Origin of the sequence: Xanthomonas arboricola pv. juglandis (assembly GCF_001013475.1) — a bacterium.
In the GTDB taxonomy this organism is placed as follows: domain Bacteria; phylum Pseudomonadota; class Gammaproteobacteria; order Xanthomonadales; family Xanthomonadaceae; genus Xanthomonas; species Xanthomonas arboricola.
Map to the genome: position 1 here is coordinate 246,369 of NZ_JZEF01000002.1, position 15,219 is coordinate 261,587.

12 protein-coding genes are annotated in these 15,219 nt (G+C 68.4%); 6 read left to right on the plus strand and 6 right to left on the minus strand.

The features are described 5' to 3' along the window. Window positions 1–73 precede the first annotated feature (73 nt). The 3 genes from XARJCFBP2528_RS06445 to XARJCFBP2528_RS06455 all read right to left on the minus strand — a co-directional run bounded on the left by XARJCFBP2528_RS06445 (window position 74) and on the right by XARJCFBP2528_RS06455 (window position 3,339). The gene (locus XARJCFBP2528_RS06445; RefSeq protein ID WP_026064675.1) at window positions 74–541 is read right to left on the minus strand and encodes a hypothetical protein; all 468 of its coding nucleotides are present in this window, start codon (window positions 539–541) and stop codon (window positions 74–76) included. Window positions 542–853: 312 nt separating this feature from the next. Further along, window positions 854–1,870 (minus strand): class 1 fructose-bisphosphatase, encoded by a 1,017-nt coding sequence (locus XARJCFBP2528_RS06450; RefSeq protein WP_016903904.1) that lies wholly within the window; start codon window positions 1,868–1,870, stop codon window positions 854–856. 266 nt (window positions 1,871–2,136) lie between these two features. After that, complete coding sequence (locus tag XARJCFBP2528_RS06455) at window positions 2,137–3,339, minus strand: amino acid aminotransferase (protein ID WP_016903903.1); 1,203 nt, start codon at window positions 3,337–3,339, stop codon at window positions 2,137–2,139. 157 nt (window positions 3,340–3,496) lie between these two features. Here XARJCFBP2528_RS06455 and XARJCFBP2528_RS06460 point away from each other — a divergent pair, with 157 nt between their 5' ends. Continuing rightward, complete coding sequence (locus tag XARJCFBP2528_RS06460) at window positions 3,497–5,635, plus strand: TonB-dependent receptor family protein (protein ID WP_026064674.1); 2,139 nt, start codon at window positions 3,497–3,499, stop codon at window positions 5,633–5,635. Window positions 5,636–6,292: 657 nt separating this feature from the next. On the opposite strand, the gene ctlX is transcribed toward XARJCFBP2528_RS06460, so the two are convergent. Beyond that, window positions 6,293–7,228: a citrulline utilization hydrolase CtlX gene (ctlX, locus tag XARJCFBP2528_RS06465; RefSeq protein WP_016903901.1), complete on the minus strand. Its 936-nt coding sequence runs from the start codon at window positions 7,226–7,228 to the stop codon at window positions 6,293–6,295. 20 nt (window positions 7,229–7,248) lie between these two features. Beyond that, window positions 7,249–8,292 (minus strand): ornithine cyclodeaminase, encoded by a 1,044-nt coding sequence (locus XARJCFBP2528_RS06470; protein ID WP_026064673.1) that lies wholly within the window; start codon window positions 8,290–8,292, stop codon window positions 7,249–7,251. Window positions 8,293–8,422: 130 nt separating this feature from the next. On the opposite strand from XARJCFBP2528_RS06470, the gene XARJCFBP2528_RS06475 reads away from it, so the two are divergent. The 4 genes from XARJCFBP2528_RS06475 (at window position 8,423) to XARJCFBP2528_RS06490 (ending at window position 11,483) form a co-directional block, all read left to right on the plus strand. Continuing rightward, window positions 8,423–8,845: an Lrp/AsnC family transcriptional regulator gene (locus tag XARJCFBP2528_RS06475; RefSeq protein WP_016903899.1), complete on the plus strand. Its 423-nt coding sequence runs from the start codon at window positions 8,423–8,425 to the stop codon at window positions 8,843–8,845. A 323-nt stretch (window positions 8,846–9,168) separates the two neighbouring features. Then, a complete protein-coding gene (locus tag XARJCFBP2528_RS06480) occupies window positions 9,169–9,930 on the plus strand; it encodes an ABC transporter substrate-binding protein (RefSeq protein WP_016902921.1) in 762 nt (253 codons plus the stop codon). Between the two features lie 24 nt (window positions 9,931–9,954). Next, window positions 9,955–10,743, plus strand: coding sequence for an amino acid ABC transporter permease (locus XARJCFBP2528_RS06485; RefSeq protein ID WP_016902920.1), 789 nt, complete (start codon window positions 9,955–9,957; stop codon window positions 10,741–10,743). After that, window positions 10,740–11,483: an amino acid ABC transporter ATP-binding protein gene (locus XARJCFBP2528_RS06490; RefSeq protein ID WP_016902919.1), complete on the plus strand. Its 744-nt coding sequence runs from the start codon at window positions 10,740–10,742 to the stop codon at window positions 11,481–11,483. The genes XARJCFBP2528_RS06485 and XARJCFBP2528_RS06490 overlap by 4 nt, the downstream gene beginning before the upstream one ends. A 12-nt stretch (window positions 11,484–11,495) precedes the next feature. On the opposite strand, the gene XARJCFBP2528_RS06495 is transcribed toward XARJCFBP2528_RS06490, so the two are convergent. Next, entirely contained in the window at window positions 11,496–13,373 is a 1,878-nt protein-coding gene (locus XARJCFBP2528_RS06495; RefSeq protein WP_016902918.1) for a sigma-54-dependent Fis family transcriptional regulator, read from the minus strand. A 238-nt stretch (window positions 13,374–13,611) separates the two neighbouring features. Here XARJCFBP2528_RS06495 and adh point away from each other — a divergent pair, with 238 nt between their 5' ends. Beyond that, on the plus strand, window positions 13,612–15,141 hold the full coding sequence (gene adh / locus XARJCFBP2528_RS06500) for an aldehyde dehydrogenase (protein ID WP_016902917.1): 1,530 nt from the start codon (window positions 13,612–13,614) through the stop codon (window positions 15,139–15,141). Window positions 15,142–15,219: the final 78 nt, after the last annotated feature.

Genomic DNA, 15,219 nt, shown 5'->3' on the forward strand with positions numbered 1-15,219 from the left:
TCCCTGCCTTCAAACTGCCGCTGCTCCTCAAATAAACGAGCCGCGCCGCGATGCGGCGTCGGCTCGCCCGTGTTCACTTGGACTGACTTGCCGCGCGTTTGAAATACGCCGTGCGCATCACCGGGTTGCCGTCCTTGAAGTACGCTTCAATCTCGGTCATGACCTTGCCGTCGGCACTGACCGTATAGGTGCGTGTGGATGCCGGGACACCTTGATACATCAACTGCATCACCAGCACGCCGGGCTCGGGCATTTTGACTGCGGCGCGATCCACCAGGTAGGTACCCGAGGCCTTGCCCGGTGTGCCGTCCAGCAACAGCGTGGATTGCGCCTGCAGCGTCTTGTTGTCGTGTTCGATGATCTCGGCGCTGGTGGCCCACTTGTTGCCTGGAACCTGTTTGAACTCCAGGACAACACGTTTGGGTCGTGCAGCCGGTGGCATCGGCAGGCTGCTGGTATCCAGCAGCCAGGTTCCGACCAGTGGCGATGGCGCGGTTGGCGCGGAGAAGGCGGGTGTGGCCTGCAACATGACGGCAGCCACCAGTGCAACACATGCGGTCTTCATGTGAACTCCCTGATCGATATGTGATCCCTGTGGGCAGTCAGGCGACTGCTTGCAAGGCATTGCGCGTAGAGATCGACTTCCCGTAGACCGTCCCACTCCGGCCCGAGGGCGATACTCACCGCTGCCCGGTGGTGAGTCAACTGACGGCAGGATGTGGCTGCTGGCGCAGTTCTCGTCGCTCTGCAGACCATCATTGATTGCACAATCAGCCGTGGTCACAAACAAAGACACCCGCACGGGGCGGGTGTCTGGCATGCGTCAGCGCGGCGTGTGGCTTGCGCCGAAAGTTCAGCCCTGCGCCTTGTCGAACTCCACGTGATAGCGCGTGGCCTCGTTCACTTCGTTCTTCGACCCCAGAAACACCGGCACGCGCTGATGCAGCTGCGTCGGCTGGAGGTCCAGGATGCGCTCGCGCCCGGTGGTGGCCGCGCCGCCGGCCTGCTCCACCAGCATGCTCATCGGGTTGGCTTCGTACATCAGGCGCAGCTTGCCCGGCTTGGACGCGTCCTTCTTGTCCCAGGGGTAGATGAAGATGCCGCCGCGGGTGAGGATGCGGTGCACGTCGGCGACCATGCTGGCGATCCAGCGCATGTTGAAGTCCTTGCCGCGGGTGCCGTCCTTGCCGGCCAGCAGGTCGCTGACATAGGACTGCATGGCCGGTTCCCAATGGCGCTGGTTGGACATGTTGATGGCGTATTCGGCGGTGTCCTCGGGCACGCGCATGTTGGCCTGGGTCAGCAGGAAGCTGCCTTCCTCGCGCTCCAGGGTGAAGGCGTGGGTGCCGTGGCCGAGCGTGAGCACCAGCATCGTGCTGGGGCCGTAGATGCAGTAGCCGGCGGCAACCTGCTGGGTGCCCGGCTGCAGGAAGTGCTCGTCGCCGGGCTTTTCGGTGCCCTTGGGCGCGCGCAGCACCGAGAAGATGGTGCCCACCGAGACGTTGACGTCGATGTTGGAGCTGCCGTCCAGCGGATCGAACAGCAGCAGGAAGTCGCCGCTGGGGTACTGGTCGGGCACCGGCTGGCTGTGATCCATTTCTTCCGACGCGCACGCGGCCAGGTGGCCGCCCCAGGCATTGGCTTCGAGCAGGATGTCGTTGCTGAGCACGTCGAGCTTCTTCTGCGCCTCGCCCTGCACGTTGCCGGTGCCGGCATCGCCAAGCACGCCACCCAGGGCGCCCTTGCTCACGGCGATGGAAATGCGCTTGCAGGCGCGCGAGACGATGGTGATCAGCTGGCGCAATTCCGGGTCGATACGGCCGGCGTGTTGCTCTTCGATCAGGAAGCGGGTCAGCGAGGGACGCGACATGGGAGCGGGCAGCCTGTGTAGGAAGTGGTCTGCCATTGTCGCCATTGCGCCGTTAGATTTCGATCACTGGATGCGCGTTTTGCAGCAAACCTGATCGAACATGCGCGAATGTGTTGCCCAAGACTAGGTCTACCGACGTGTACCACGCGGGCCTTGGCGCAGCTCTGCACACGCGTAGGGCGGCGAACACGCATAAAAAAACCGGGAGGCTGGCGCGCTCCCGGTCTGCAGGCGTCGGCCGCGGTGGCCGATCGCGATGCGCTCGCTTACATGCGGCTGACGGTGGCCACGGCCTGTGCCACGTAGTCCAGGTTGCGCTGGCTCAGCGCGGCCACGCAGATACGGCCGGTGCCGACGGCGTAGATCGCGAATTCCTCGCGCAGGCGGTCTACCTGGGTCCTGGTCAGGCCCGAGTACGAGAACATGCCGGCCTGGCGCTGGATGAACTCGAACTCCGGCGCGCCCAGCGTGGCCAGCTTGGCCACCAGGCCCGCACGCAGGGCGTGGATGCGCTCGCGCATCTCGGTGAGCTCCTGCTCCCACAGATCGCGCAGCTCCGGGCTGGTCAGCACGCCGGCCACCAATGCGGCGCCATGCGTGGACGGGCTGGAGTAGATCGTGCGGATGATGCGCTTGACCTGCGACTGCACGGCCTTGGCTTCGGCCGCGGTGGCCGAGACCACCGACAGCGCGCCCACGCGCTCGCCATACAGCGAGAACGACTTGGAGTACGAGCTGGCGACCACGTAGCTGTCGATGCCTTCGGCAGCGAGCAGGCGCACCGCATACGCATCGGCCTCGATGCCCTTGTCAAAGCCCTGGTAGGCGATGTCGACGAACGGGAACAGGTTGCGTTCCTTCAACAGCCCGGCAACCTGCTTCCACTGCTCCTTGCTCAGGTCCGCGCCGGTCGGGTTGTGGCAGCAGGCGTGCAGCAGCACCACGGTGCCCGGTTCGAGTTTTGCCAGGTCGGCGAGCATGCCGTCGAAGTTCAGCCCATGGCTGGCGGCATCGAAATAGGTGTAGTCCACGACCTCGAAGCCGGCCGCGCCGAACACCGCGCGATGGTTTTCCCAGCTCGGGTTGCTGATGGCGATGGTGGAGGTGGGCAGCAGCTTCTTGAGCAGGTCCGCGCCCACGCGCAAGGCGCCGCTGCCGCCGACGGTCTGCGAGGTCGCCACGCGGCCGGAGGCCACCAGCGCCGACTCGGCGCCGAACAGCAGCTCCTGGGTGGCCTTGTCGTAGGCGGCCAGGCCGTCGATGGGCAGGTAGCCGCGCGGTTTGGCGTCCAGCGCGAGCTGCTGCTCGATCTTGTGCACGGCGCGCAACAGCGGGATGCGCCCGTTTTCGTCGTAATAGATGCCCACGCCCAGGTTGACCTTGTTGGGGCGGCTGTCGGCGTTGTAGGCCTCGGTCAGGCCCAGGATGGGGTCGCCTGGAACCTGTTCCACGTTTGCAAAGAAGGACACGGCATGACTCGCTGAAGGACGAAAGAGTGAGGGACTTCCGGGATGTTCGGCCGCGGCTGGGCCAAACCACTTCATCGTAGCAGCCCATGGCCGGCGTAGCATGCTTCGTTCCGTACGCAACGATGCGGCCACAGTACGGATGAGGGACACTACGCCCATGCCCAGACTTACCTTGTTGGCCGCCGCCTGCGGCCTGTTCGCCACGAGCGCCGCACCGCCCGTCCTGGCCGCCGATCCGGCGCCGCCCGCCTCCACACCGATCCAGCGATTGCCCACCGTGCAGGTGGACGCCGCACGCGTGCGCGGGGTGGACGACTTCGACCTGCCGGCCTCGTTCACCGTGGTGGCAGCCGACGACGACAATCGCCGCGGCGCGCAGGTGTCCGAACTGCTGGACGGCATCCCCGGCCTGGTGGCGCGCGATCGCCAGAACTACGCGCAGGACACCCAACTGTCGATCCGCGGCTTCGGTGCGCGTTCCACCTTCGGCGTGCGCGGCGTGCGCCTGCTGGTCGACGGTATCCCGGCCAGCATGCCCGATGGCCAGGGCCAGCTCTCGCACTTCAACGTGCTGGGCGCCGAGCGGGTGGAAGTGCTGCGCGGGCCGTTTTCGGCGCTGTACGGCAACTCCTCCGGCGGTGTGCTGCAGCTGTGGAGCGCCGACGGCAAGCCGGGCGACCCGTGGCGGCTGCGCGCCACCTACGGCAGCAATGCCACCGTCAACACGGGTGCGCAATTGCTCGGCCAGCAGGGCGCGGTGCACTACAACCTGGCCGCCAATCATTTCGAAACCGACGGCTTCCGCGCCCATAGCCGCGCAAAGCGCGATTCGGTCAACGCCAAGCTCGGCTTCGATCTGGCCGAAGGCCGCCGGCTGGACCTGGTGCTCAATTACCTGGACGCACCGGATGCGCAGGATCCGCTCGGTTTGACCCGCGCCCAGTTCACTGCCGACCCGGCGCAGGCCACGTCGGTGGCCACCCAGTTCAACACCCGCAAATCGGTGCGCCAATCGCAGGCCGGCGCCATCTTCACCCAGCAGTTGGACAGCCAGACGCTGCGGCTGATGGCCTACGGCGGGCAGCGCAGCGTGGAGCAGTTCCTGGCGATCCCGGTGGCGGTGCAGCGCAATCCGCTGCACTCGGGCGGGGTGATCGATCTGGACAGCAATTACGAAGGTGCCGACGCGCGTTGGGCCTGGCAAGGCGAGGCCCTGGGCCGGCCCCTGCAGCTGACCGTGGGCGCAAACGTGGATCGTCAACGCCAGCACCGCACCGGTTACGAGAATTTCGTCGGCGATACGCTGGGCGTGCAGGGCGCGCTGCGCCGCAACCAGCGCGACCAGGTCGAGAACGTGGACCAGTTTGCGCAGGCCTGGTGGCAATGGAGCCCGCGCTGGTCGGCCTTGCTGGGCGTGCGCCATAGCCAAGTGCGCTTCGACTCGGACGACCACTACATCGTCGGGCGCAATCCCGACGACAGCGGCCAACGCGATTATTCGGCGACCACGCCGGTGGCCGGCATCGTGTTCCGTGCCGCCGACGATCTGCGTTTCTACGCCTCGGTGGGACGCGGGTTCGAAACGCCCACCTTCAACGAGCTGGGCTATCGCAGCGACGGCGGCGCCGGCCTGGCGCTGGATCTGGGCGCGGCGACCAGCCGCAATTATGAGATCGGCAGCAAGTGGCGCGCACAAAGCGGCGCAGCAGTGGAAGTGGCGCTGTTCCGCGCCGACACCGACGACGAACTGGCGGTGGCCAGCAACACCAACGGCCGCAGCACCTACCGCAACATCGGCGCCACCCGCCGCCAGGGCGCGGAGCTGAGCTGGAATCAGCCGGTGGGCACCACCCAGCAGCTGCAGCTGGCCTGTACCTTCGTCGATGCCACCGTGCGCGATGGCTACCTCACCTGCGCCAGCAGCGGCTGCGCCACGCCCACCGCGCCGGTGGCCAGCGGCGCGCGCCTGCCGGGCGTGCCGCGTCAGCAGCTGTTCGCGCGCTGGCAGTGGCAGCCGCTGCAATGGCAGTTCGCCGCCGAAACGGTGGCCTCCGACGCCACCGTGGTCAACGACTTGGCCAGCGAGCGTGCGCCCGGCTACGCGCTGGTCAACCTGGAAGCGTCCCGGCGCTGGACCACCACGCTGGGCGGGCTGCGCACCTTCGCCCGCATCGACAATGCGCTGGACCGGCACTACATCGGCTCGGTGATCGTCAACGACGCCAACGGGCGCTATTACGAACCCGGTCCGGACCGCACCTACACGGTCGGCCTGCAATGGGATTTCGGCGGCTGATCCGGCCGCAGGCGGTGCGCATGCAACGACACGCACCGCCCGTAGGAGCGCCCCGGGCGCGACGGAGCCATCACGTGGCGGCACAGCAGCGCGCGGATGCACCGCCAACACACAGTCCGACCGCAATGGGATTTTGGCGGCTGATCCGGCCGCAGGCGGCGCGCATGCAACAACGCGCACACCGCCTGTAGGAGCGCACCCGGGCGCGCCGCCGCCGCAAGGGTTGCCATCGACACGCCACACCAGGTCCCGCCATGATCCTCATCGATCGCGCCCACGCAGACCGGTTTCTCCTGCGCGAGGACAACCGCTCTGGCTGGACAGCAACTGCGCGATATCGGCGCAGCAGAGGGCAGGCGTGTTGCAGACAGGGCGCGCGGCAGGACGCGCGGGCGGAGGGGTGTGCGCATGCGTCAGGCCGAGATGCGGGCGGGAGCTGCGGGCTTGCACGCGAGCCTGTGCCACTCATGCACGAAATGGTGTGCGGCGACGAGAGCCTGAAGGCAAGTGCCGCTACCTGTGCGCGACAGCGTGCGCGTGTTGTCCTCGCACGTGCAGCAGCCGGCGTCGAGTCGCTGCGCCCCGAATCGGCCGGGCTGGTTGGCTTCTTGCGCGCGGGCGCGGTGCGGCGCCCGCGTGCGTGCGTGCCCGGCGCGCTCAGCGGCGCGCCGGCAGGTGGATGCCGGCGATCATGCAACGCACCGAGCCGCCGGCCAGCTCGATGCTGGGCACCGCCAGCGGCAGCAGGCGCGCACTGACGGCGATGCGCCGCTTCTGGGCGGCGCTCAGGCTGTCGCAGGCGCGCTGCGACAGCGCCAGGATCCGGCCGTCGCGGCCGCCCAGCTCGATCGCGTTACCGGCGAACTCCGCCAGCTGCGCGGGCTCCAGCTCGATCGGCTCGCGCCCTGCGGCCCGCAGCCGCGCGCCCACCGCTTCCGCCTGGCGTGGATCGGAGATGCTGCCCAGGCCCACCAGCGCGAACCGGGTGGCGATGCACATCATCACGTTGGTGTGATAGATCGGCTGGCCGGAGGCGTCGCGGGTATCGAACGCCAGCGGCTCGAAGCCGAAGTCGCTCGCGAAGCGCGTCAGCACCCGCGCGTCGGCCCGGTTCGAGCGGGCCATGTAGGCGACCTTCGCCGGGTGGTCGAGCACCATCGCGCCGGTGCCTTCCAGGAACTGGCCATGCGCCTCCAGTCCGGAGTAGTCGACCACCTCGCGCACGCGATAGGTGTCCTTGAGCAGCTGGATCACGTCGTCGCGGCGCTCGCGGCGACGGCTCGGCGAATACATCGGGTACAGCGCGATCCGGCCGTCGGCATGGGTCGAGAACCAGTTGTTCGGAAACACCGAGTCGGGCGTCCCGCGCTCGCCGGTGTCCTCGAACAGGTGCACCTGAACGCCTTCGGCGCGCAGCCGCTCGACCGCCACGCTGACCTCGCGGTGCGCGTCTGCAGCCAGCGCCGCGGCGTCGCTTCCGGCGGCTGCGGTCTGGAACGCGTTGTCGGCCGCGGTCTCGGCGTTCGGCGCGAAACGGTGCGGACGGATCATCACCACCGCGGACGGCGTCTGGGACGGGGACGGGACGGACATGGCATGGTCTCCAGGCGGACTCAGGCGACCCGCCGCGCGCGCGCGCGGGTGCTGCGGGTGAACGGGAACAGGTCCTTGGGGTCGTCCGCCCAGGGCACCAGTTCGATGCGGACGCCGAGGTCGCGTTGCTGCGCCTGGCGGTGGACGTAGCGCAGCGTGGCGTAGTCCTCCAGCGCGAAGCCGACCGAATCGAAGACGGTGATCTCCGCCGCGTCGCGGCGGCCGGGCGCGGCGCCGGCCAGCACGCGCCAGAGCTCGGTCACCGGGAAGTCCGCCGGCAGCTGCTGGATGTCGCCTTCGATGCGGGTCTGCGGTTCGTACTCGACAAATACCCGCGCCGCGCGCAGCACCGCCGCCTCGAGCTCGGTCTTGCCGGGGCAGTCGCCGCCGACGCCGTTGATGTGCATGCCCGGCGCCAGCATGTCCGCGCGCAGAACGCTCGCGCGGGTCTTGTCGGCGGTGACGGTGGTGACGATGTCGGCGCCGCGTACCGCGTCCGCGACCGAGCCGGCGCGCACGATCGACAGCCGTGGATAGGCCGCCAGGTTGCGCACCAGTTTGTCGGTGGCGCGCGGGTCGATGTCGTAGACCGTCAGTTCCTCGATGCCCAGGTGCAGGTGGAACGCGATCGCCTGGAACTCGCTCTGGGCGCCGTTGCCGATCAGCGCCATGCGCCGCGCATCGGGCCGGGCCAGCGCGCGTGCGGCCATCAGCGAGGTGGCGCAGGTACGCAGCGCGGTGGCGACGGTCAGCTCCGACAGCAATACCGGATAACCGGTGGCGACCTCGGCCAGCACGCCGAAGGCCATCACCGTGTACAGCCCGTCGGCGGTGTTGCGCGGATGGCCGTTGACGTACTTGAAGGCGTAGCGCTCGGCATCGGATACCGGCATCAACTCGATCACGCCGAACTCTGAGTGGTTGGCCAGGCGTGCGGATTTCTCGAATTCCGGCCAGCGCAGGAAATCCTCGGTGATCGCTTCGGCGAGCTCGCCGATGAAGCGGCCCAGCCCGATCTGCTCGATCAGCCGGGACATCGTCGTTACGTCCACGAAGTGCGTCATCAAGGATTTCCGTGAGGTTGCGGCAACGGATTTAGTCTGGCGCGTACGGATGCCAGTTTGAACAGAGGCAATTGTCAGAAATCACGCAACCCTATACATTCTGCCAAGCCCCGTTTGCATTTGGCATGCCATGGACGAGACCGATCGCCAGCTGATCGCTTTGTTGCGCGACGACGCGCGCATGCCCGTGGTCGCCATCGCGAGAAAGCTGCGGGTGGCGCGCGCGACCGTGCAGAACCGGATCGCGCGGCTCGAGGGCAACGGCGTCATCGTCGGCTACACCGTGCGGCTGCGCCCGGAAAGCGAGCCGCACCGCATCCGCGCGGTCATGACGATCGAGATCGACGGCCATCAAGGCGAACATGTGCGGCGCCGGTTGCGCGGCAACCCGAACGTGGTGGCGCTGCATACCACCAACGGGCGTTGGGATCTGCTGGCGGAACTGCGTGCCGACACATTGGAAGCCTTCGACAAGGTGCTCAATGCGATCCGTGCGATCGAGGGCATCGCCAACACCGAGACCAGCATCCTGCTCTCCACCCGCAAGGCCTGAAACGCATCGCGCCTGGCGGCGCAGATCAACGCGGCCTTCATTGCGCCGCGCACCGCCGCTGCCCTGCGTCCGGCCGGGATCCGGGCCGCGCATGCCTGCGTCGGTCTCGCACGACGCGTGCGCGCCGCACCGAGGGCCGGCTCAGGCCAGATTGACCAGCGCATCGCGGCGATCTGCTGCATACCTGCGCACAACGCTCCAGAGTGAGTCGTTCTGCTTGACCGGCGAGGATGGCATAGTCGGTCCGCCCCCCCGTCGGTGCGGTCTGCGGACATGCCGGACGGCGATCCATCCGTCTACCCTGTCAGTCAGAGAGAGTGCCGATGAACCTGGTGCGCCCGCTTGTCCTCCTCGTGCTCGTCCTGGCCGCCGCGTCCGCGCCGGCCCGCCCGCTGGAGGAGATCCGCCGCAGCGGCACGCTGATCGTCGCTACCGGCGGCGAGTTCCCGCCGTTCAACTACTTCCAGGGCAGCCGCCTGTCCGGCTTCGAGATCGAGATCACCGAGCTGGTCGCACGCCGGATGGGGTTGAGACTGAAGTGGAAGACGCTCGGCTTCGACTCGCTGTTGACCGGGCTGCTGCAGGACCGCTGGGACCTGGTGGTGTCCTCGCACGGGGTGACCGCGCAGCGCGCCCGCGCCGTGACCTTCACCCATCCGCATTACTGCTCGGGCAGCGTGGTGGTCGCGCGCGACCCGAACATCCGTTCGGCCGCCGACCTGACCGGCAGGGTCGTCGGCGTGCAGACCGGCTCGACCTACCTGGAAAACCTGCGCCGGCTGGCCAAGCCGCGACAGATCCGCAACTTTCCGCAGGACCGTGACGCCCGCACCGCGCTGGCGAGCGGGCGCACCGATGCCTGGGTGACCGACCGCTTCGTCGCGCTCGCGGCGGTCGCCAGCGATCCGCGCGCCGGCCTGCACGTGGGCGATCTGCTGCTCGTCGAGCACATCGCCGCGGCGACCCAGAAGGGCAATGCCGGGCTGGCCGCCGCCTACGATCGCGCGCTCGCCCAGGTCATGGCCGACGGCAGCTATGCCGCGGTTTCGCGCAAATACTTCGACCAAGACATCCGCTGCAAGTGACGTTCCCCTGACAAGGCAGGTGCCATGACCAATTTCCTCGCCCGCTGGCCGTCCGGCTGGTCCACCCGACAACGCAGCACCTTGGTCATCGCCGCGACCACCGCACTGCTGATGCTGACGTTGTGGCTGCTGTGGATCCCGCTGTCGCTGGCGCCCGAGCCGATCGCCTCGAACGCGCAGATCTTCGCCGAAGGCACCCGCACCACGGTCGAGCTGAGCGTGGTGGCCGGTGCCGCCGGGGTGCTGATGGGGCTGCTGGCGGCGCTGGGCCGGCTGGCGGCGTTCGCGCCGCTGCGCTGGGCTGCGGCGTTCTATGTCTGGATCATCCGCGGCACTCCGCTGATCGTGCAGATCCTGTTCGTGTTCCTGGCGCTGCCGGCGCTGGCGCCGTGGCTGAAGATGGAGGAATTCGCTTCGGCCTGCGTGGCGCTGGCGTTCAACGCCGGCGCGTACAACGCCGAGGCGATCCGTGCCGGGCTGCTGGCGGTGCCGCGCGGCCAGGGCGAGGCGGCGCGGTCGCTGGGGTTGTCGCGCTGGCACACCTTCGTCGACGTGGTGTTCCCGCAGGCGCTGAAGGTCGCCTTGCCGCCGCTGGTCAACAACTTCGTCGCGCTGCTCAAGGATTCCTCGCTGGCTTATGCGATCGGCGTGGTGGAACTGACCAACGTCGGCAACCGCATGCAGGCCGCCACCTTCCAGCCGCTGCCGGCGATGATCACGGTCGCGCTGATCTATCTGCTGCTGACGACGCTGCTGACGCGCATCTCGAACGCGGTCGAGCGCCGCCTGGACGTGGAGGGAGCACGCGCATGAGCGAGGTTCTGATCAAGCTCGATCAGGTGCACAAGCGCTTCGGCACGCAGCACGTGCTGCGCGGGGTGAGCACCGGGTTCCTGGCCGGCCAGGTATGCGTGATCCTGGGTGCGTCCGGCTCGGGCAAGAGCACCCTGCTGCGCACGCTCAACCGGCTCGAGCGCCACGACAGCGGACGGATCGAGGTCGACGGCATCGAGGTCGACGACGATCCGCGCCGGCTGGACGCGCTGCGCCGCGAGGTCGGCATGGTGTTCCAGCAGTTCAATCTGTTCGGCCACATGACTGCGCTGGAAAACGTCTCGCTGGCGCCGCGCCGCACGCGCAGGCTGTCCAGGCGCGAAGCCGAGGCGCGCGCGCAGACGCTGCTGGCCCGCGTCGGCATGCAGCGGCACGCCCACAAGTACCCGTTTGCGCTGTCCGGTGGGCAGCAGCAGCGCGTGGCCATCGCACGGGCGCTGGCGATGCAGCCCAGGGTGATGCTGTTCGACGAGCCCACTTCGGCACTGGACCCGGAGATGGTCAAGGAAGTGCTGGACGTGATGCGCCAGCTCGCCGCCTCGGGCATGACCATGATCGTGGTCACGCACGAAATGGGGTTCGCGCGCGAGGTCGCCGACCGGGTGCTGTTCTTCGACCAGGGGCAGATCGCCTTCGACGGCCGCCCCGAGGCGTTCTTCGATGGCGCACATGCGCATCCGCGCATCCGCGCCTTCCTGGGCCACGTCGGTGGGCGATGAATGCCGCCGGCGTCAGGCCCGTTGCGGGCCGAGCCGGCGATACAGCGTGCTGCGGCTGATGCCGAGCCGGCGTGCCGCCTGCGCGACGTTGCCGCCGCAGGCGTCCAGCGCCTGCCGCATCGCCGCCTTCTCCATCTGCTCCAGGCTATCGGCCGGTGCCGGTGCGGCACCGGCGGCCGCCGCCACTGCGGTCCGGGTGGCGAGGTAGCCCGGCAGTGCGTCGCGGTCGATGCATTCGCCGGGTTCGCTCAGCGCCACCAGCGTGCGCAGGCAGGCCGAGAGCTGGCGCAGGTTGCCCGGCCAGTCGTAGTCGGCCAGAACCCGCAGCGCGTCGCTGCTGAGCCGGCGGCCCTGCCCCAGGCGTTGCCACAGCTCCTGCACCAGCAGCGGGCGGTCGGCGTGCGCGCGCAGCGCCGGCAGCGCCACCGCATGATGGGCGATGCGGTAGTACAGGTCGGCGCGGAAGCGGCCGTCGGCGATCGCCGCTTGCAGGTCCTGGTGGGTGGCGCAGATCAGCGCGAAGTCCAGCCGCACCGGCTTGCCGCCACCCAGCGGCGACAGTTCGCGCTCCTGCAGCACGCGCAGCAGCCGCGGTTGCAGCGCCAGCGGCATGTCGCCGATCTCGTCGAGAAACAGCACCCCGCCCTCGGCCTGGCGCAGCAGCCCCGGGCTGCCGTGCTTGCGCGCTCCGGTGAAGGCGCCGTCCTCGTAGCCGAACAGCTCGGCCTCGATCAGGCCCTCGGGCAGCGCGGCGCAGTTCACCGCGACGAACGGGCGGGCGGCGCGCGTGCAGCGGCGGTGCAGCTCGCGCGCGAACACCTCCTTGCCGGTGCCGGTCTCGCCCTGCACCAGCACCGGCAGCTCGGCATCCAGCACCCGGCAGGCGCGCCCGAGCAGGCGCTCGATCTCGGCCTCGAACAGCGGCGCATCGCGATCACCGTCCTGGCGGGCGGCCGAGACCGTGATCGGTGGCTGCGTGGCGCGCCGGCGCGGCCGCGCGTCGCCGCGCTCGTCCACGCGCCCGTACAGGGCGCGGCCCTGGCGATCGAACAGGGCGCCGTCGTGGCGCAGCCGGGTCAGCGGCTCCTCGAACAGCGCGTCGTAGCGCGCGCGCCCCAGTTCATGGCGCTCCAGCCCGAACAGCTGCAGGCCGGCGCGGTTGGCTGCCACCAGGCGCCCGCCGCGGAATGCCAGCAGGCCCTCGCGCGCGGTGCCGAGCAGGGCCGGGTCGTGGTGCACGCGCAGCAGTTCGCAATCGGCGATGCCGTCGTCGAAGTAGCGGTGCTCGATGCTGGCAACCGCGCGCCGCGCCAGTCCCAGCGCGTGGATGTGCTGCAGACGCGCGTCGCCGGAGATGTCGAGCACGCCCACCAGCTGCCCGTAAGGGTCGAAGATCGGTGCCGCGGCACAGCTGAGGATGCCGTGCGGGGCGAGGTAGTGCTCGCCGCCGCGAACCTCGATCGAGCGGCTCTCCACGATCGCGGTGCCGATGGCATTGGTGCCGAACACGCTCTCGCTCCAACAGGCGCCGGGCATCAGTGCCACCCGCCCGGCGCGCTCGAGAAAGCCGGTGCTGCCCTCGGCATCGAGGATCCAGCCAGCCTCGTCGGTGAGTAGCACGACGCTGCCGGTGGCCGCTGCGTCGGCCGACAGCCCTTCCAGCTCGGCGCGCGCACGCCGCCACAGGGTCTCGTGGCGTTCGCGCATCTCGCGCAGGCGTGCGGCGCTAACCGGTTCGATCGCCGGTGCCGCCTCGGCGGCCAGGCCCTGGCGCTGGCAACGTCGCCACGACTGCAGGATCGCGTCCGGTACCTGCCCGGCCGGCATCGCGCCGCGCTCGAAGAACGAGCGCCGCGCCCGGCCCAGCTGCTGCTCCGTCGACATCGCCATCCGCCACCTCGTGTCGCAATCTGCGACAGTCCAGAAGATCACTGTCGCGATAAACACCATGTTTGCGGACACAGCGCAAGCGCCGCGCGTGATGCGCCGCAGCGAAGACCGCGCCCATCGGCAGCACCCGCGGCGCGATCGGGCTGACGCAGTGCAGCAGGCAAAACCTGGCATCGCCCTTGCGTGACACCGGAGACGCCCGTCACGGGCTTCCTCCCATGTACCGCAGGAGACACCGATGAATGCCGTCACATCCGCCAAGCCGCTGAATACCGACCCGCAGTCCATCTTCAAACCGCGCTATGACAACTTCATCGGCGGCAAGTGGGTGGCGCCGCACAGCGGCCAGTACTTCGACAACACCACGCCGATCAACGGCAAGGTGTTCACCTCGATCGCGCGCTCCAACGCACAGGACATCGAAGCCGCGCTGGATGCCGCGCATGCGGCCAAGGACGCGTGGGGCAAGGCCTCCACCACCGAGCGCGCCAATGTGCTGCTCAGGATCGCCGACCGCATCGAGCAGAATCTGGAACTGCTCGCCCATGCCGAGACCTGGGACAACGGCAAGCCGGTGCGCGAAACGCTCAATGCCGATGTGCCGCTGTGCGTGGATCACTTCCGCTATTTCGCCGGCGCCATCCGCGCGCAGGAAGGCGGCATCTCCGAGATCGACAGCGACACCATCGCCTATCACTTCCACGAACCGCTCGGCGTGGTCGGGCAGATCATTCCGTGGAACTTCCCGCTGCTGATGGCGTGCTGGAAACTGGCACCGGCGTTGGCCGCCGGCAACTGCGTGGTGATGAAGCCGGCCGAGCAGACCCCGGCCTCGATCCTGGTATTGATGGAAGTCATCGGCGACCTGCTGCCGCCGGGCGTGCTCAACGTGGTCAACGGCTTCGGGCTTGAGGCCGGCAAGCCGCTGGCCAGCAACCCGCGCATCGCCAAGATCGCCTTTACCGGCGAAACCACCACCGGCCGGCTGATCATGCAATACGCCAGCCAGAACCTGATCCCGGTGACGCTGGAGCTGGGCGGCAAGTCGCCCAACATCTTCTTTGCCGATGTCATGGCCGAAGACGACGATTTTCTCGACAAGGCGGTGGAAGGCTTCGTGCTGTTCGCCTTCAACCAGGGCGAGGTGTGCACCTGTCCCTCGCGCGCGCTGATCCAGGAATCGATCTACGACAGGTTCATGGAAAAGGCGCTCGCGCGCGTGGCCGCGATCAAGCAGGGCAACCCGCTCGATCCCAACACCATGGTCGGTGCGCAAGCCTCCGGCGAGCAGCTGGAAAAGATCCTCTCCTACATCGATATCGGCAAGCAGGAGGGCGCGCAGGTGTTGATCGGCGGCGAACGCAACACGCTCGATGGCGAGCTGGCCGAGGGCTTCTACGTCAAGCCGACGGTGTTCAAGGGCCACAACAAGATGCGCGTGTTCCAGGAAGAGATCTTCGGGCCGGTGGTGTCGGTGACCACCTTCAAGGACGAAGCCGAGGCGCTGGCGATCGCCAACGACACGCTGTACGGCCTGGGTGCCGGTGTGTGGAGTCGCGATGCGTCGCGCCTGTACCGCATGGGCCGCGCGATCCAGGCCGGGCGCGTGTGGACCAACTGCTACCACGCCTATCCGGCGCATGCCGCGTTCGGCGGCTACAAGCAGTCGGGTATTGGCCGCGAGAATCACAAGATGATGCTCGACCATTACCAGCAGACCAAGAACCTGCTGGTGAGCTATTCGCCCAAGGCGCTGGGCTTCTTCTGACACCCATGCCGGTCGCGCTCGTGCGCGGCGACGATCGGCTGGCGCCGTGCGTGCGCGCCGCGGCTTTGACCTCGATCA